General features: G+C 64.3%; 18 protein-coding genes. 13 read left to right on the top strand and 5 right to left on the bottom strand.

Annotation, left to right across the window (positions count from 1 at the left end; all coding sequences use genetic code 11):
* Positions 1-125 precede the first annotated feature (125 nt).
* From LDN95_RS04120 to LDN95_RS04110, 3 genes are read left to right on the top strand one after another with little or no spacing between them, the layout of a single operon-like run.
* Positions 126-1,460, top strand: a complete 1,335-nt coding sequence (locus LDN95_RS04120) for an SRPBCC family protein (protein ID WP_226016374.1) — start codon at positions 126-128, stop codon at positions 1,458-1,460.
* Entirely contained in the window at positions 1,457-1,897 is a 441-nt protein-coding gene (locus LDN95_RS04115; RefSeq protein ID WP_226016373.1) for a nuclear transport factor 2 family protein, read from the top strand. Before LDN95_RS04120 ends, LDN95_RS04115 begins: the two co-directional genes overlap by 4 nt.
* A gap of 24 nt (positions 1,898-1,921) precedes the next feature.
* Positions 1,922-2,710, top strand: a complete 789-nt coding sequence (locus LDN95_RS04110) for an SDR family NAD(P)-dependent oxidoreductase (RefSeq protein WP_226016372.1) — start codon at positions 1,922-1,924, stop codon at positions 2,708-2,710.
* On the opposite strand, the gene LDN95_RS04105 is transcribed toward LDN95_RS04110, so the two are convergent.
* The 4 genes from LDN95_RS04105 to LDN95_RS04090 all read right to left on the bottom strand — a co-directional run bounded on the left by LDN95_RS04105 (position 2,700) and on the right by LDN95_RS04090 (position 5,799).
* Positions 2,700-3,353, bottom strand: a complete 654-nt coding sequence (locus tag LDN95_RS04105) for a glutathione S-transferase family protein (protein WP_226016371.1) — start codon at positions 3,351-3,353, stop codon at positions 2,700-2,702. The two genes, LDN95_RS04110 and LDN95_RS04105, sit on opposite strands and share 11 nt — an antisense overlap.
* Positions 3,354-3,428: 75 nt before the next feature.
* Positions 3,429-4,208: an SDR family NAD(P)-dependent oxidoreductase gene (locus LDN95_RS04100; RefSeq protein ID WP_226016370.1), complete on the bottom strand. Its 780-nt coding sequence runs from the start codon at positions 4,206-4,208 to the stop codon at positions 3,429-3,431.
* Positions 4,205-5,023: an SDR family NAD(P)-dependent oxidoreductase gene (locus tag LDN95_RS04095; RefSeq protein ID WP_226016369.1), complete on the bottom strand. Its 819-nt coding sequence runs from the start codon at positions 5,021-5,023 to the stop codon at positions 4,205-4,207. The genes LDN95_RS04100 and LDN95_RS04095 overlap by 4 nt, the downstream gene beginning before the upstream one ends.
* Complete coding sequence (locus tag LDN95_RS04090; RefSeq protein WP_226016368.1) at positions 5,020-5,799, bottom strand: SDR family NAD(P)-dependent oxidoreductase; 780 nt, start codon at positions 5,797-5,799, stop codon at positions 5,020-5,022. Before LDN95_RS04090 ends, LDN95_RS04095 begins: the two co-directional genes overlap by 4 nt.
* Before the next feature lie 147 nt (positions 5,800-5,946).
* On the opposite strand from LDN95_RS04090, the gene LDN95_RS04085 reads away from it, so the two are divergent.
* Positions 5,947-7,392, top strand: a complete 1,446-nt coding sequence (locus LDN95_RS04085) for an SRPBCC family protein (RefSeq protein WP_226016367.1) — start codon at positions 5,947-5,949, stop codon at positions 7,390-7,392.
* The gene (locus LDN95_RS04080) at positions 7,389-8,168 is read left to right on the top strand and encodes a ThuA domain-containing protein (protein ID WP_226016366.1); all 780 of its coding nucleotides are present in this window, start codon (positions 7,389-7,391) and stop codon (positions 8,166-8,168) included. Before LDN95_RS04085 ends, LDN95_RS04080 begins: the two co-directional genes overlap by 4 nt.
* A gap of 99 nt (positions 8,169-8,267) precedes the next feature.
* Here LDN95_RS04080 and LDN95_RS04075 read toward each other — a convergent pair whose 3' ends face one another.
* The gene (locus tag LDN95_RS04075; RefSeq protein WP_226016365.1) at positions 8,268-9,374 is read right to left on the bottom strand and encodes an acyl-CoA dehydrogenase family protein; all 1,107 of its coding nucleotides are present in this window, start codon (positions 9,372-9,374) and stop codon (positions 8,268-8,270) included.
* A 169-nt stretch (positions 9,375-9,543) separates the two neighbouring features.
* On the opposite strand from LDN95_RS04075, the gene LDN95_RS04070 reads away from it, so the two are divergent.
* The 8 genes from LDN95_RS04070 to LDN95_RS04035 all read left to right on the top strand — a co-directional run bounded on the left by LDN95_RS04070 (position 9,544) and on the right by LDN95_RS04035 (position 17,403).
* Positions 9,544-10,359 (top strand): LuxR C-terminal-related transcriptional regulator, encoded by an 816-nt coding sequence (locus LDN95_RS04070; RefSeq protein ID WP_226016364.1) that lies wholly within the window; start codon positions 9,544-9,546, stop codon positions 10,357-10,359.
* Between the two features lie 214 nt (positions 10,360-10,573).
* Positions 10,574-10,978: a Zn-ribbon domain-containing OB-fold protein gene (locus tag LDN95_RS04065; RefSeq protein WP_226016363.1), complete on the top strand. Its 405-nt coding sequence runs from the start codon at positions 10,574-10,576 to the stop codon at positions 10,976-10,978.
* The gene (locus tag LDN95_RS04060) at positions 10,975-12,126 is read left to right on the top strand and encodes a thiolase family protein (protein ID WP_226016362.1); all 1,152 of its coding nucleotides are present in this window, start codon (positions 10,975-10,977) and stop codon (positions 12,124-12,126) included. The genes LDN95_RS04065 and LDN95_RS04060 overlap by 4 nt, the downstream gene beginning before the upstream one ends.
* A 12-nt stretch (positions 12,127-12,138) precedes the next feature.
* Positions 12,139-13,353: an acyl-CoA dehydrogenase family protein gene (locus tag LDN95_RS04055; protein WP_226016361.1), complete on the top strand. Its 1,215-nt coding sequence runs from the start codon at positions 12,139-12,141 to the stop codon at positions 13,351-13,353.
* A 37-nt stretch (positions 13,354-13,390) separates the two neighbouring features.
* The gene (locus LDN95_RS04050; protein ID WP_226016360.1) at positions 13,391-14,365 is read left to right on the top strand and encodes a thiamine pyrophosphate-dependent dehydrogenase E1 component subunit alpha; all 975 of its coding nucleotides are present in this window, start codon (positions 13,391-13,393) and stop codon (positions 14,363-14,365) included.
* Between the two features lie 14 nt (positions 14,366-14,379).
* Positions 14,380-15,393 carry an alpha-ketoacid dehydrogenase subunit beta gene (locus LDN95_RS04045; protein ID WP_226016359.1) on the top strand — a complete coding sequence of 338 codons (1,014 nt, stop codon included), beginning with the start codon at positions 14,380-14,382 and terminating at the stop codon, positions 15,391-15,393.
* Between the two features lie 13 nt (positions 15,394-15,406).
* Entirely contained in the window at positions 15,407-16,873 is a 1,467-nt protein-coding gene (locus LDN95_RS04040; protein WP_226016358.1) for a 2-oxo acid dehydrogenase subunit E2, read from the top strand.
* On the top strand, positions 16,870-17,403 hold the full coding sequence (locus LDN95_RS04035; RefSeq protein ID WP_226016357.1) for a VOC family protein: 534 nt from the start codon (positions 16,870-16,872) through the stop codon (positions 17,401-17,403). Before LDN95_RS04040 ends, LDN95_RS04035 begins: the two co-directional genes overlap by 4 nt.
* The last annotated feature ends 32 nt before the right edge of the window (positions 17,404-17,435 follow it).

Here is a 17,435-nt window from a genome sequence, read left to right as displayed (position 1 = left end):
AGGTTGAGTGCGACACCGCCTTCCCGCAATAAAACCAGCATTACTGCCTGTTTTATGGCCGACAAGAATCGCACGGACAAGCCCGTCCGGCAATCCACGCCGCACCGTCCCGGGAGAGTGCCGCAATGACCGTCGAACAACCGATTTCCCGCTATTCGCCCGCATTCGATATGGCGGTGCGCGGCGATACCATCACCGCCGACCGCTACATCACGCGCGAATGGATGGATCTGGAAAACAAGCACCTGTGGCCCAAGGTCTGGCATCTGGGCGGCGTGCTGGCCGAACTGGAGGAGGAAGGCGACTTCATCCGCCACAACTTCGGCAAGGAATCGGTGATCATGGTCCGTCAGCAGGACGGCTCCGTAAAGGCGTTCTACAACACCTGTCCGCACCGCGGTAACCGACTGGTGTTGGGCGATGTCGGTTCGGCCCCGCGCATCACTTGCGGCTATCACGGATGGCAATTCGACCCGGACGGCACGCTGGTGCACGTGCAGGATCCCGACGACTTCGCCGGGGGCAATCCGTGCGGCAAGGTCAAGTTGGCCGAGCTGCGCTGCGACACCTGGGGGCCGTTCGTGTTCTGGTGCATGGACGATGACGTCGCCCCCTTGCGCGACTGGCTGGCACCCTTTCCCGAGCGGCTGGCCGGCTACAAGCTGGAAAACTGGGTGCGCGTGCTCAACGTGTCAGCGGACTGCAACTTCAACTGGAAGATCATCCGCGACAACTTCAACGAGAGCTATCACCTGCCCACGATCCACCCCGAGCTGGCGACCTTCATCAACGATGGCCTGCCGACGACGCTGTTCGAGATGTATCCCACCGGGCACAACGCGATGTGGATGGTTGGCCATCAGGCCACCACGCGCAAGGACTATGTCAGCGGTGACGTGCCGCCCGGCTTGTACGAAGCAGCGCAAAGCTGGGGGATTGATCCCACCGAATACCGTGGTCGGACAGGTGACATCCGCGAAGCGGTGATCAAGGCCAAGCGCGAACACGGCGCAGCGCGTGGCTATGACTACAGCGACATGACCGACCAGCAACTGGTCGACTATTTCCATTGCACGCTGTTCCCCAACCTGACGCTGACGATGTCGCCCGAGCAGTGCCAGATCCTGCGCACCGAACCGCACCCGACCGACCCCGAAAAGTGCGTGTTCCAGCACTGGTGCCTCTACCCGCCGGTCAAGGGCATGGACCAGATCGAGACCCCGGTCGGCCCCGCCCCGTTCCGGCTCGATGCCATCCAGCGCCATTCGGTCTATGGCGACGGCGTGTCGGTCGGCTATGTCGCCGATCAGGACTTGTCGATTGGCACCACCCAGCAACAAGGTCTGAATTCACGCGGGTTCAAGGGCTGCCTGTTGCCCGGTCAGGAAAAGCGCGTGCAGCGCTTCCATGAACTGCTCAACGATTATGTCGGCGCGGTTGCGCCGGGAGCCGACCGATGAGCGCACCCTGCCCGGTCGAGGACCGGCTGGCGATTCAGGACTTGCTGATCGCCTACGCCCACGCGGTCGACACGATCGGCGATATCGACGGAATCCTTGCCGTGTTCACCGCCGATGCCGTGTTCGACCTGTCGGGCATCGGGCTTGCCCCCCTGCATGGTCACGACGCGATTGCCGCGTTTTATGCCACCGTCTTTGCCAACAACGTGCATCACGCACACTATCTCAGCAACTTCGCGATCACTGCCTATGGCGGTGATACTGCCTCGATCCGCGCTTATGTTCAGGGCATTGGCATCGGCAAGGATGGCAACAGCGTGACCGTGAACGGCCGCTATTACTTCGATGTGGTGCGCACGCCGGAAGGCTGGAAGGCGACGCGCTACACAATGGACTTCCTGTTGCCGCTGGCTGGCTCGCTCGACAACGTGAAGTAACGCAGAACACGCAAGGAAAGCACGTTGGACGCAGGATTGGTCAGCCTTTCAGGCAAAGTCGCGCTTGTCACCGGCGCTGGTGTCGGCATGGGCGCTGCCACCGCCCGCCTGCTGGCGGCGCGCGGGGCGAGCGTGATGGTTGCCGACATTAACGCCGATACCGCCGCCGCAACGGCCGAAGCCATTCGCAGCGCGGGCGGTACTGCGCAGGCAACCACCTGCAACGTAGCGGATGAAGCACAAGTCGCTGCACTCGTGGCCGCCACGGTCGTTGCGTTCGGCAAGCTTGATTGCGCGGTCAACAACGCCGCCATCGCGCCCGACAACCTGCCGATCCATCAGGCGGACATGGCCATCTTCGACCGGGTGGTCAGCGTCAACTTGCGCAGTGTCATGTTGTGCATGAAGTACGAGATCGCCCAGATGCTGGCGCAGGCCCAGACCAATGGCATCCGAGGCGCGATCGTCAACATCGGCTCGGTCAGTTCGGTCCGCCCGCAGCCCAACAGTGCAGCCTATGTCGCGGCCAAGCATGGCGTGATCGGCTTGACCAAGACCGCCAGCATCGAAGGCGCGCCGCAAGGGATCCGGGTGAACGCAGTGATGCCCGGCGCCATCGACACGCCGATGCTGCGCGCCGCGCTCGATGAAACCGGGTTCAGCGAGGCCGACTTCGCCCCGGCGCTCAGCCTGTTTGGGCGCTTCGGCAGGCCGGAAGAGGTCGCCGAGGCCAGCGCATGGCTATGTTCGGATGCCGCCAGCTATGTCACCGGCCATGCGCTTGCGGTGGAAGCGGGTTATCTCACGCGTTGAGCGAGGCTTCGTAGATCGCCAGTTGCGCGGAAAAGGCACGTTGATAGGCCGGTCGTGCTTCGGCCCGCGCGACGTAGGCGACAAGGTTGGCATGCGCGTCCATCAGGCCCGATGACTTCGTGCGGATCAACACCGAGGCCATCATCAGGTCGCCAGCGCTGAATTCAACATCGAGCCATTCGGCATCCCCCAACCGGTCCGATAACTGGCCCAGCCGCACCCGGATACGCTGTTCGACCAAGGGCAGGCGCTCGTGGTGCCAGTCCCGTTCGCGCTCGATCAGCATGGCGGTTTCCCGCTCCAGCAGCACCGGTTCGATCGTGTTGAGCGCCGCGAACATCCACATGATTGCCCGTGAGCGCGCCTGCGGATCGACCGGCAGCAGGCCAACGTGGTTTTCGGCGATGTGCAGGACGATGGCCCCCGCCTCGAACAGCACAAGGCCCTGCCCATCTTCGTAAGTCGGGATCTGCCCGAAGGGATGGTGGGCGATGTGCGCGGGCTGCTTCAGCTCGGCAAAGGACAAGAGGCGCATGGCGTATGCCTGACCCACTTCCTCCAGCGCCCAACGCACCCGCATGTCGCGGGCAAGGCCCCTGCCTCGGTCGGGCGAACTGGCAAAGCCGGTGATCGTGATCGTCATTGCAGCCCTCCGTCTGGTCGGCGGAAGTCTGCAATGACGCGCACGCAAATGGCAAGAGGCCCTGCCTGCCCGCGATCACACCTGGCTGAAACCGCCGTCCATCACGAATTCGCTGCAAGTGACGAAGCTGGCCGCGTCACTACACAGATAGACCACGCCGCCGCTCATTTCGTCAGGGCGGCCCATCCGGCCGATCGGGTGGTTGGCGACGATGCCCTGCATCGCCACTTCGCGCGATGGCACCGCGCCCAGTTCGACATAGCGGTCCATGATCGAGGACAGCATCCCGGTGTTGATCCCGCCCGGATGCACCGAATTGACGCGGATGTTATAGCCCAGCGCCGCAAATTCGGCGCCAAGGCACTTCGACAGCATCTTCACCGCCGCCTTGCTGGTGCAATATGCCGCGTTGAAGGCCGCACCGCGCAAGCCGCCAACGCTGGAGAAGTTGACGATCGAGGCACCGCCACCGCGCGCCTGCCCCCCTGCGCGCAACAGCGGCAGCAAGACTTGCGTGCCGATGATGATCGAATCGACATTGACCGCGTTGACCCGATGGAACTCGCTCAGCGGCGTTTCATCGAACTTGGTGACGATCGAGATGCCGGCATTGTTGACCAGCGCATCGAGCCGCCCGTAATCGCGGTGGATGATCCCGGCGAGCGCTTCCCAGTCGGCTTCGCTGGTCACGTCATGCTGCAAATACAGGTCCGCGCCTTCGATCTGGGCGTCGGGCGCCATGTCGGTGGCGATGACGGTGGCGTGCGCGGCCTTGAGCGCCTTGACCAGTTCGCGGCCGATGCCGCCGGCAGCGCCGGTCACAACGGCGACCACGTTGTCGAGTGCAATTGTCATTGTGCGGTCCATCCCCCGTCGATGACCAGTTCTGCACCGGTCATGTAGCTGCTGTCCGAGCTCGCCAGGAAGAACGCTGCCGAAGCCAGCTCGCTCGGATCGGCCAGCCGTCCGATCGGCGTGGTTGCGGCCATCGTGTCGACCAGATCCTGCGGCTTTTCGGCAAACCCGGCATCGACCCAGCGCTGGAATCCGGCGTTGAGCAACGGGGTCAGCACGAAACCGGGGTGCAGCGAATTGGCGCGGATCGGCATCTTCTTCTGCGCGAACTCGATGGCGATGCCCTTGGTGAACAGGCGCACCGCCCCTTTGCTGGCGTTGTAGGCCGACACCTCGTTGTAACCGACCAGCCCCATGATCGAGCTGACGTTGATGATCGAGGCCCCACCCTTTACGTCGGCGCCGCTGGCCGCCAGCAGCGGCACGAAATGCTTGGTGCCAAGGAACACGCCGTCGACGTTGATCGACATGATCCGCCGCCAGCCTTCAAGGCTCAACGTCTCGACCGCGCCGGTAAGGTCGATCCCGGCGTTGTTGATCAGCACGTGCGCCGCGCCGTGGCGCTCCTTGACCGTGGCGACCGCGCGTTCCCAGTCCTCTTCCTTTGCCACGTTTGCGCTGATGTAGCTCGCCGCCTGACCCAGCCGGGCCAGCGTCGTGCTGGCCACTTCGCTGTCAGCGGCATCGAGGTCGGACAGCACGACTTCGGCGCCTTCGGCCAGGAACCGCTCGGCGCAGGCGAGCCCGATGCCGCGCAAACCGCCCGAGATGAAGGCCACGCGGCCCTGCAGCCGCTTTGAACCCAGATCGCTCATACACCCATCATCCCTGCGGTAGTGGCGCCGTCGATCGCGATCTCGGCACCCGAAATGAACCCGGACTCGTCCGATGCGAGGTACGCGACCAGCCCCGAAATCTCGTCCAACTGCGCCATGCGCCCGAGCGGAGCCATGCCTTCGTAGATCGAGCGCGCAGCCACCGGATCAGGCTGCGCGTTCATGATCTGCTGGATCAGCGGGGTTTCGACCACGCCGGGCAGGATCGCATTGACGCGAATCTTGTAACCCTTTTGTCCGCAATGGACCGCCGCCGATTTGGCCAGCGCGCACACGGCCGCCTTGGTCACCGAATAGGCCACGTAGTTGCCCAAGGGCCGGGTGGCGTTCATCGACGAATTGACGATGATCGAACCGGTTGGCCCTTCGGGGTTGCGCTTCATGCCCGCAATGGCGTTCTGCACCGTCAGCATCACGCCGGTCTGGTTGATGGCGACAACGTTGTCCCAGCCCGCAATGCCGACATCCTCGATGCTGGCATCGCCGCTTTCGGTGCCGGCATTGGCGAAAGCGATGTCGAGCCGACCGTACGTCGCGATCACGTCGTCGATCAGCGCGGGCCAACTGGCAGCGTCCTGCACGCGGTGCTTGCGGAACTGCGCGCCGGTTTCGGCGCACAGAGCAGCGGCAGGTTCTTCCTTCGATCCGGTGAAGAACACCTTTGCGCCCTCAGCCGTCAGCCTGCGCACGGTTGCCGCGCCAATGCCGGTGGTTCCGCCAGTGACCAGCGCCACTTTGCCTTCGAGTCGTGCCATCGATGTCCTCTCCTGCGCCATGGCGCCCGACGGTGTGGTGAAGTGGTCGGCCCCGACGCGCAACCTATGCTTTTTCGCAAGGTGACGGACTGGCGCCGATGGCGCAAAACCGGCAGGAGTGATTAGAATCCGGGCGAGGAAAAACAAATGGCTGACTTCGACGCAACCGACGGCGGACTCACGAATTCCGGCGGGCAGATCTCAGGCGGTCTGGCCCGTAGCAACGGCATCAGCTGGCCCGATCTGCTGGCGCAGGATTCGCGCCCTGCTCCTGCCATGCTGACCGAGGAAAGCTATCAGTATCGCGGATCGGACCCGATCGCCGCCAGCCGCTACACCAGCGAGGACTTCGCCCGCTCCGAGCGCGAAAAGATGTGGCCGCACGTCTGGCAGTTCGCCGCGCGCGACGAGGACATTCCCGAGCCGGGCGATTACACCGTGTTCGAGATGGCCGGCCGGTCGTGGCTGATCAGCCGTCAGGAAGACGGCTCGGTCAAGGCGATGCACAACGTCTGCCTGCATCGTGGCCGCAAGCTGCGTGACCATGATGGTACCGCCGACACCTTCACCTGCCCGTTCCATGGCTTTTCGTGGAACAAGGACGGCAGCTTTGTCGGAATGCCCTGCGCGTGGGACTTCAAGCACCTGACCAAGGACAAGATGACCCTGCCGCAGGCCGAAGTCGGTCGCTGGGGCGGCTACATCTTCCTGCGCGAAGAGGCTGGCGGGCCGAGCCTTGAGGAATACCTCGCCCCCATCCCCGAATTCTTCAAACGCTGGCGCCATGAAGAGTGCACCACGGTGATCTGGGTGGCGAAGGAAGTGCCCGCCAACTGGAAAGTCACCGCCGAAGCCTTCATGGAGGCCTGGCACACCATCGTCACGCACCCGCAACTGCTGCCCTTCACCGGCGACGCCAACAGCGCCTACTGGACCTGGGGCGACAACGTGAATGTCAATCTGGTCCCGTTCGGGATCATGAGCCCGCACATCGACCCCGACGGCAAGACCCAGCAATGGATTGTCGACGAGTTCGTCAAGTACAATGGCCGTTCGGGCGACAACTACGAAGCCAGCGATCCCTTTGCCGTCACCGTGCCCGAAGGGCTGACCGCGCGCGAAGCCCTTGGTGCCGCCATGCGCGCCGGGTACACCGCGCAGACCGGGTACGACCACGATCACGCCACCGACGCCGAACTGCTCGATGGGCTGGTCTACAACGTGTTCCCCAACTTTGCGCCGTGGGGCGGTTTCATGCCCAACATCGTCTACCGCTGGCGCCCCGGCAAGACGCCCGACACCTGCCTGATGGAAGTGCGCATCCTTGCCCGCGTCAAGAAGGGCGAGCCGATCCCGCGCGGCGTGCCGATGAAGCTGCTGGGCAACGACCAGAAGTGGACCGATGCTCCCGAAATCGGCGTGCTGGGCCACGTGTTCGAACAGGACATGGAAAACCTGCCTTATGTGCAGCAGGGTCTGCACGCGTCCAAGACCGGCCAGGTCAATCTGGGCGACTATCAGGAAATCCGCATCCGCCAGTTCCACCAGACGCTCGACAAGTACCTGTCGGGCGAACTGGGAGCCAAAGCATGAGCGAAGCGGAGACGCATCCGCCGCGCGTGAACTGCGTGTTCGTGTGTGGCGGGGTTTGGCACGACATCGACTTCGCCCGGCTCGAACTGCTCAAGCTGCTGGCAGAAGATCCCGCGATCCGCACCCGTGTGTTCGAGGATTACGAGAACATCGCCGCGATCGAGGCCGCCGACATCATCGTCACCTATACATGCGACGTCACGCCCTCGCTGAAGGCGCAGGAGGCGCTGCGGGCGTGGCTGGAGCGGGGTGGACGCTGGTACGCGCTGCATGGCACCAACTCGGTACTGCGCCTGCTGGCCGATGGTCCCAACGCGGGCCTGTGGGAGGCGCCGCGCTGGGCGCCGTTGATGATGGACCTGCTCGGCAGCCAGTTCATCAGCCATCCCCCGATCGCGCCCTACACCGTCACCGTGGCCGATCCCGACCACCCGCTGACACAAGGCATCGAACCGTTCGAGACGACCGACGAGTTGTACCATCTCGAATGCCACGGCCAGTTGCACGTGCTGCTGGAAACCGAATGCGTCGAGGAAGGTACCGGCTTCGTCGAAGCTGCCGACGCCCCCGGCACGCACCCGGTGCTGTACATCAAGGACCATGGCAAGGGCGCGGTGCTCTACAACACGCTGGGCCATTGCCGCGGGCACTATGACCTGCAACCGATGCTCGACTGGTGGCCAACCTTGGACCGCTGCGCCTGGGACTTGCCGGTTTTCCACGAGCTGCTGCGTCGGGGTATCGGCTGGCTCAAACAACGGCCGACCGTCGACTGATCGGCCATCTGACAAGAATACCAAGCAGGCCAAACGGAAGGGCCGGGGATCACGCCCCGGCCCTTTCTGTTTCGGTCGACGACAGCGGCCCGATCGCGCTCAAACCACTCCGGCGAAGCGGTCCAGTGCCACTTCGGGTGCTTCTGGCCAGCGCGACAGCACCAGCAGGCGCTTGTGGCCGTGGCCGATCAGCAGTTCGTCAGTTACGCCCATCCCGCCGTGGAACTGGATCATCTCGTGCCCCAGTTCCACGCTGGCAGGGGCGACGAAGGCGCGCAGGCCCTGCACCGCCTTGGCGAACGCGGCACTGCCCTGATTGACGATGGCAAGGTTCAGCAAGGCGCGGCCTTGTTCGAGCGCACCGTACTGCGCCGCCATGCGATGCTGGATCGCCTGAAACGTGCCGAGTGCCGCGCCAAACTGCTTGCGGGTGCGCAGATATTCAAGCGTATCGTCGAACAGTCGCTGCATCACGCCCAGCGCTTCGGCCGAACGCGCGAGCGAGGCCAGCGCCTCGTTCTCGGTCAGCGCGCCAAACCCGCCATCAAGCGCCACTGCGGGCACGGCATCGAGCGTCAGCGCGGCCGCGACCGAGCCATCGGCCAGCCGCCAACTTGCCGTCGTCAGCCCCGGAGCAGCGGCTTTCACGAAGTAGAGGCCCAGCCCGGACGGATCGCCCGGCGCGCCGGTGCTGCGCGCGCTGACGACAAACCCGTCCGCCCCGAAACCTGCAATGACGTGCGGCTTGTGGCCGGTGATTACAACCTCATCGCCGTTGCCGGTGACGCTGGTCTGCACCCACAGATGGCCGCCCCTGCTGCCAGCTTCGGCATGCGCCAGCGCAACACGGCGGCTGCCATCGAGCAGGCCTGGCAGCCACGAATCGGCCAGTGCCGCAGGCGCAGTGGTGGCAAACAGGCGCGCGGCGACCAGCGTCGCCTCGATCAGCGGTTCGACCACGAGGCCGCGTCCCAATGCCTCGAAAACCGTGGCAACGGCCGTGGCATCGATCCCGAGGCCGCCGTATTCCTCGGCCAGAGGCGCCGCCAGCAATCCCAATTCACCCAGCAGCAGCCAGTTTTCGCGCGAAAAACCCTCGTCAGCCGCCAGATAGGCGCGGCGACGGTCAATATCGTATCGGTCATCGATGAACCGCTCGGCCAGCGCCTTGAGCAGTTCCTCATCCTCGGTGAGGTCGAAATTCACGCAAGCTCTCCCTTGGCGTAAATCCCTATCACCGTCGCGGCAGGCTCCACGCTGCGCAAAAGACTAGGCTGTACAGAGATACAGGTGATTGTTTCCCGGCACGACTGCCGGTATTGTCCGGTCTTACGTTACGGCGCGCGAAAGATGCCGGACTTCATGGGAGGCCACTATGGCTTACGGTCTGGATGTGCTGGAGAACCCGAAGGTGCAGGATGCAAACCCTCTTTCGGCCGAATCCATCGACAAAGTGCGAATCGGCTGTCCGGCGGACGTTCGCCGCGCGGCAGAAGCCTTGCACAAGCAGGCGCTGGCATTCGGCATGCGCGCCGCTCCGGCGCACGACATCGCCGACAAGCGCACCCCGGTGGATGCCGATGGCAACATTCTGGCGCGTGACGTGTTCGGCTGGAATGATGAAAAGGTGTGGTGGCGCAATTCACGGATCGCGCTCGATTCGCCGCTGACTTCGGCGTGCCGTTTTGAAAGCGAGCCGTTCTGGGTCAATGCGCAAGGGTTCCGCACCCGCCAGCCCAACCATTATCTGGCCGCCATCGACCTGACCAATTTCGACAACCGCGCCATGACACGCGCCGCGATCGTGGTGCCCGTGCACCTGCCGTTCGGGCAGATCGGCGCGGTCAGTTTCAACCCGCTCGACCCGACGGTCACCGATCTGGAAGCAGCCTTCCTGCAGCACGGCGATGCCTTTGGCATCTATGCGCGCACGTTCATCGCCAGCTATGTCCATGCGATGGGCTCGGTGCAGGCGCTGCCGCCCGGCTCGCGCCTGTCCAAGCGTGAGGTCGAGTGCCTGCGCTGGGCGGCAATCGGCAAGACCGACCTGGAAATCAGCATGATCATGAGCCGCAGCCGCGCAACGGTGCGGTTCCATATCCATAACGCCTCAACCAAGCTGAACGCGGTCAACCGCAGCCAGACCGTGTTCAAGGCAGCGCAACTGGGTTACATCTCGCTCAACACCTGACGATGCATGCCATGGCAGCGCTAGGCGGCGCGGGGCTACCCCTGCCCGATTGGACAGGTGCGTGCGCGTTTCAGACGGTTTCCTGCCATTTTCGCGCATTATTCGTGCAACCCTAGCGTTTTGCAGAGTCGGCAAGCGGGCGCGGCTGTGGCCTGAAGGGCAGGCAAGGGATTCGAAAACATCCAAATTCGAATGTCCGCAAACGGGAGCCGAGATGCACGCGATTGCCGAAGGGCTGTTTACCGATGAAGCGCCGCCACGTCTGATCGGCGGTCGCGAACGGACGAGCGGGCGCATCGTGTTCCCCTGCCCGCCCGGCGCAGCTTACGAACCCGTCGCGCTGTCGCGAACCGGCAGGCTGTGGAGTTGGACGATCCAGCGCTATCGCCCCAAAAGCCCGCCTTATGCCGGGCCTGACACATTCCGCCCCTGGCCTGTGGCCTATGTCGAACTGCCCGGCGAAGTGATCGTCGAGGCGCGGTTGACCGACGTGGCCTTCGACCAGATCAGCATCGGAATGGCGCTGGAACTCACTTCTGTGCCGCTCGATCCCGACAACGCCGCATCGGCGCAGATCCCCGCCTTCCGCCCCGCAGCAACCACAGGAGCGGCAGCATGAGCGGCGACGTCTGCATCGTTGGCGTAGGAATCCACCCGTTCGGTCGTACCGATGGGCTGTCCGGTCTTGAGCAAGGCGTGTTCGCCGTCCAGCAGGCGCTGGGCGACGCCGGGATCGCCTGGCCCGATATCCAGTTCGCCTATGGCAGTTCGGACGCTGCGGGCAATCCCGATACGATGGTCGACCGGCTTGGGCTGACCGGCGTCCAGTTCATCAACGTGCGCAATGGCTGCGCTGCGGGCGGATCGGCGCTGTTTTCGGCGCAAATGGCGATCAAGTCGGGCGAATTCGACATCGGCCTTGCGGTCGGGTTCGACAAACACCCGCGCGGCGCATTCAACGCTCTGCCCGCCGAGTACAACTTGCCCGACTGGTACGGCGATGCCGGGTTCATGATCACCACGCAATTCTTCGCGGCCAAGATCACCCGCTACATGCACCTGCACGGGATCAGCCGCACCACGCTTGGCCGCGTGGCGGAAAAGGCGTTCCGCAACGCCGTGCATGCCCCCCATGCGTGGCGCCGCGAACCTGTTGCGCTGGACGATATCCTGAACGGGGCCTTGGTGTCGGACCCCTACAGCAAGTTCATGTTCTGCTCACCAGCCGAAGGCGGGGTCGCGCTGATCCTGGCCAGCGAGAAGAAGGCGCGCGAACTCGGCAAACCGCTGGTCCGGCTGAAGGCGGCGACGATGCGCACGCGCCCGACCAAAAGCTTCGAAGTGTTCGCCCCTTCGATCGATATCGGCGGCGGTACCGCCACGGCCACGCGCATCGCCTCTGCCGACGCATTCCGCATGGCCGGAATCGGGCCGGAGGACATTGCGCTGGCGCAGTTGCAGGACACCGAAGCCGGGGCCGAAATCATGCACATGGCCGAAAACGGCTTTTGTGCCGACGGCGAACAGGAAGCCTGGCTGGCCGAAGGCCGCACCGAGATCGGCGGCACGCTGCCGGTCAACACCGATGGCGGATGCCTTGCCTGTGGCGAACCCATCGGCGCGTCCGGCTTGCGCCAAGTCTATGAAAACGTGGTCCAGTTACGCGGCGACGGGGGCAGCCGCCAAGTTCCCGGTGCGCCCAGGACCGCTTACAGCCACGTCTACGGCGCGCCCGGCGTCTCAGCCGTGACCATCCTCGAACGATAAGCAGCATACGCCATGGATATCGACCTCTCCCCGCAGGACATCGCCTTTCGCGACGAAGTGCGCGCGTTCCTTGCCGAAAACCTGCCGCAGGCGGTCAAGGACGGCGCCGCCGCGTCCCCGACGGTGTTCGTCGAACCCGATATCGGCCAGCACTGGAACGCGGTGCTCAACGCGCGCGGCTGGCTGGGCTATCAATGGCCCAAGGAAGTTGGCGGCACCGGCTGGAGCCCGGTGCAGCGCTATATCTTCGAAAAGGAATGCGCGCTGGCCGGCGCCCCCAATCTGACGGTGCTGGGGCTGAAGCTGGTCGCGCCGGTGATCTACACCTTCGGCACCCCCGACCAGAAGCAGCGCTATCTGCCGCGCATCCTGTCGGGTGAGGATTATTGGTGTCAGGGCTTTTCCGAGCCGGGCAGCGGATCGGACCTTGCCAGCTTGCAGACGCGCGCGGTGCTGTCGGCCGACGGCAGCCACTACGTTGTCAACGGCTCGAAGATCTGGACCACGCATGCCCACTGGGCCAACCGCATGTTCACGCTGGTGCGCACCGATCCCGAGGTGAAAAAGCAGGCGGGCATCACCTTCCTGCTGATCGACATGGCGGCCCCCGGCGTGTCGGTGCGCCCGATCCTGACACTGGCAGGCGATCACGAAGTCAATCAGGTGTTCCTTGAGGACGTGGTCGTACCCGTCGCCGACCGCGTGGCCGAGGAGGGCGACGGCTGGAAACTGGCAAAGTTCCTGCTTGAAAACGAGCGCGGCGGATCGTGCCACGCGCCCAAGCTCAGCTACGATCTGGAACAAGTCGAACTGCTGGCCGCCGAAGAAGCGGACGGGCGCGGCGGCAGACTGGCCGACGATACCGACTGGAAGCGCCGCGTGGCACGGGCAAAGCTGTCGGTGCAGGCGCTGGAAATGATCGAACTGAAAATTCTGGCCGATGTCGCCAAAGGCCGCCCGCCGGGGCCGCAAACCTCGCTGACCAAGCTGCTCGCCTCGAACTTGCGGCAGGACATCGACCTTCTGGCAGTGGACGCGCTGGGCACCGCCGGGTTGCAGCTTGATCCGGCGCGGCCGCTCTATGGCGACAACGCGCCACCGCCGGTCCATTCGCGCGCCGCACAAGTGGCCACCGCGCGCTACCTCAACAGTCGGGCGTGGACGATCTTTGGCGGCACCAACGAAGTGCAGTCCTCGATCATCGCCAAGACCGTACTGGGACTTTGAACACATGACTTTCAACAACAACAAGGTGGGATGAAGGATGCAGTTGAGCCGTGAGGCGCTCTTGCGCGCCTATCGCCAGATGAAACTGATCCGCGAGTTCGAGGAACGGTTGCACGTCGATATCCAGACCGGCGAGATCGCCGGGTTCACGCACTTGTACTGCGGGCAGGAAGCTGTCGCGGTAGGGGTGTGCGAGCATCTGTCGGTCGAGGACAAGATCGTCTCGACCCATCGCGGCCACGGCCATTGCCTTGCCAAGGGCTGCGATGTCGATGGCATGATGGCCGAAATCTGGGGCAGCCGCGAAGGCCTGTGCAAGGGCAAGGGCGGCTCGATGCATATTGCCGACTTCGATCAGGGCATGCTGGGCGCCAACGGCATCGTCGGCGCGGGCGCACCGATCGCGGTCGGCGCAGGGATTGCCTGCAAGATCGACGGCAAGGGTCACGTCGCCATCACCTTCTCGGGCGATGGCGCCTGCAACCAGGGCACCACGTTCGAAGCGATGAACATGGCGGTGGTGACCAAGGCATCATGCATTTTCGTGTTCGAGAACAACCACTACTCCGAACACACCGGGTTCGATTACGCGGTCGGCACGCAACTGGACATCGCCAGCCGCGCCGAAGCATTCGGCATGAAGGTGTGGCGCGGCGATGGCACCGATTTCTTCTCGGTTTTCGAAACCATGCGCGAAGTGCTCGATTATGTCCGCGTGCCGGGCAACGGGCCGGCGGCGGTGGAATTCGACACCGAGCGCTTCTTCGGCCACTTCGAGGGCGATCCGCAGCGCTATCGCGGTCCGGGCGAACTCGATCGCATCCGCGAGACGCGTGACTGCATCAAGAAGTTCCGCGCCAGCGTGACCGGTGCCGGGCTGTTGAGCCACGAGGATATCGATGCGGTCGATGCCGAGGTGCTGGCCGCGATCGAGAATGCCACGGCCAAGGCCAAGGCGGCGGCCCGGCCAACCGCCGAGGACGTCCTGACCGACGTCTATATTTCGTACTGAGGCGGGAGCGAACAATGGCCAAGATGATGTATCGCGACGCCGTCGTCTCGACGATCGCAGAAGAAATGGCGCGCGACCCCAATGTGGTCGTGCTGGGTGAAGACGTGGTCGGCGGCATGGGCACCCCCGGTGGCCCCGAAGCCATCGGCGGGATCTGGTCGACCTCGACCGGCCTGTTCGGGAAGTTCGGCGCCGACCGGGTGATCGACACGCCGATCTCGGAAAGCGCCATCATCGGCGCTGCGGCAGGACTGGCGCTGTCGGGCAAGCGGCCGGTGGCCGAACTGATGTTCGCCGACTTCATCGGCGTATCGCTCGACCAGATCTGGAACCAGCTGGCCAAGTTTCGCTACATGTTCGGCGGCAAGACCCGCTGCCCGGCAGTGATCCGCATGGCCTATGGCGCGGGCTACAATGCGGCGGCCCAGCATAGCCAGGCGGTCCACCAGATCCTGACCGGCATGCCCGGCCTCAAGGTGGTGATGCCGACGACGCCCGCCGACGTTAAGGGCCTTTTGCGCACCGCCATCCGCGACGATGACCCGGTTATCTTCCTTGAGCACAAGGCGCTCTACGGTGTCAGCGGCGAAGTGCCCGACGACCCGGACTTCATGATCCCGTTCGGCCATGCCCGCCTCAGCCGCGCAGGGCAGGACGTGACGATCGTCTCGACCGGGTTGCTGCTCGGTTTCTGCGAGGCGGTGGCCGACAGGTTGGCGGCCGAAGGCATCGGCTGCGACGTGATCGACTTGCGCACCACGAGCCCGCTGGACGAGGAAGCGATCCTCGATTCTGTCGAAGTAACCGGTCGCCTCATCGTGGTCGACGAAGCGCCGCCGCGTTGCAGCCTTGCCAGCGATATCTGCGCGCTGGTTTCGGAAAAGGCCTTTGCCAGCCTCAAGGCGCCGCCGCTCGGCGTCAATCCGCCGCACACCCCGATCCCGTTCGCGCGCGAACTGGAGACGGCGTACCTCCCCTCGATCGACAAGATCGAAGCGGCGGTGCGCAAAGTCCTGTCCTACCGCTAAGGAACTGCGCGCCATGGCCGATATCCGCCCGTTCTGCATGCCCAAGTGGGGCATCGAAATGACCGAGGGCACCATCGCCGAATGGATGGTCAAGGAAGGCGATGCCTTCACTCGTGGGCAAACGCTGTGCCTGATCGAAACCGCCAAGATCACCAACGAGGTCGAAGCGGAATACGATGCCGTGCTCAAGCGGCTGCTCGTACCCGCTGGCGAGGATGCGCATCCGGTGGGTGCGCTGCTGGCGGTATTTGCCGAAGCGGCCGCCACCGATGCCGAAATCGATGCCTTCATCGCCGCGTTCAAACCGGCTGAAACGTCGGTAGCGGCCAAGGCGGGTTCGGCGCCAGCCCCTGCCGCTGCGCCAGTGGCTGCCGCCCCGGCCGCACCGGCAACGCCTGCTCGCGCACCGAAGAAGATCGTCACCAACCGCCCGATCAGCCCCGAAGCGCTGAAGCTGGCCGAAGCCGAAGGCATCGATATCGAGCCGATCTCGGGCTCGGGACGCGGCGGTCGCATCACCTATCAGGATGTGTTTCAGGCGCTCCAGCCCGACCGCGCTGCCAGCTACAAGGGTGCAGCGCCCCTGCCCGCCGAGATCGCGGCAATCTTCGCCTCGCCTCTGGCCCGGCGACTGGCCGCGCTGCATGATATCGACCTGACCGGCTTGACCGGCACCGGACCGCGCGGGCGCATTTCGAAGAAGGACGTGCTGGCGCTGGTCCCCGCTCCCGCAGCCCAGGCGGGTACGGTGGTGTTCGGCGCTCCCTTCGTTCCAGTAGCCAACGATCCGGTAGTCCAGCCCTTCGACAAAGTGCGCAAGGTCGTGGCCCGCCGCCTGACCGAGGCCAAGCAGACCATCCCGCACTTCTACTTGCGCGTCTCGGCACGGGTCGATGAACTGATCGCGCTGCGCAAGACCGCCAATATCGTGCTTGGGGGAGTTATTGGCGGCAAGGGGGCCTCGATCAACGACTATCTGGTCAAGGCGGTGGCGCTGGCACTGGTGCGGCATCCTGATGTCAATGTGCAGGTCCATGGCGATGCGGTGCATAGCTTCCCCCACGCTGACGTGGCCATCGCCGTCGCCAGCCCCAAGGGACTGGTCACGCCGATCGTGCGGCAGGCCGACCGCCTGCATATCGCCCAGATCGCCAGCACCACCCGCGCGCTGATCGACAAGGCACAGGCCGGCAAACTGAGCTACGACGACATGGATGGCGGCACCTTCAGCGTCTCGAACCTCGGCATGTTCGGGATCGAGCAGTTCGACGCGATCATCAACCCGCCACAAGGCGCGATCCTTGCCGTCGGCGGGGTGAACAAGGTCGCGGTGGAACGTGATAATGGCGACATCGCCTTCGAAAGCCGCATCGGACTGACCCTGTCGGTCGACCACCGCGCCATCGACGGCGCGGCGGGCGCCACCTTCCTGCAAACCTTGAAGGGCCTGATCGAAGCGCCCGAAGGACTGTTCCAGTGACCGTCAAAGCGATCAAAGACCTTGGCCCCATCGGCCAGCTCGCCTTTCTGCCGCAGGATTTCGACGCGGCGGTGACGTACTGGACGCAAACGATGGGTGTCGGCCCGTTCTACCTGATGGAGAACGTCGCACTGGGCGATGCCAGGTACAAGGGCGTGCCCACCGGCGCGATCTTCAGCATCGCCATCGCCTATTGGGGCGACGTGCAGATCGAACTGATCCGCCCGGAAAACCGTGAACCGTCGATCTATACCGGCGAATACGCGGTCACCGACCAGTTGCACCATGTCTGCATCTTCGTCGATTCCATCGCCGAAGCACGGGCCGCGGTGGCCGCTGTCGGCGCAGAGATTCTGGTCGAAGGCACCGTCGGGGCCGATGGCGCGGTGATCTATGTCGACGCCGGCGCTGGTCCGGGCGGGGTGATCGAACTGCTGCAGAACATGACCGGCGCCGATGCGATCTTCCAGATGATCAAGGACGCCGCGAAAGACTGGGACGGCACCGAGCCGTTGCGCAAGCTGGGCTGAACACCAGCAGCGCGGGAGAGGAAAAACAGAAA

Origin of the sequence: Novosphingobium sp. FKTRR1 (genome assembly GCF_020404405.1) — a bacterium.
In the GTDB taxonomy this organism is placed as follows: domain Bacteria; phylum Pseudomonadota; class Alphaproteobacteria; order Sphingomonadales; family Sphingomonadaceae; genus Novosphingobium.
Note: the sequence above shows the minus strand (reverse complement) of the source record. Positions and strands in the feature narration are given on the sequence as shown.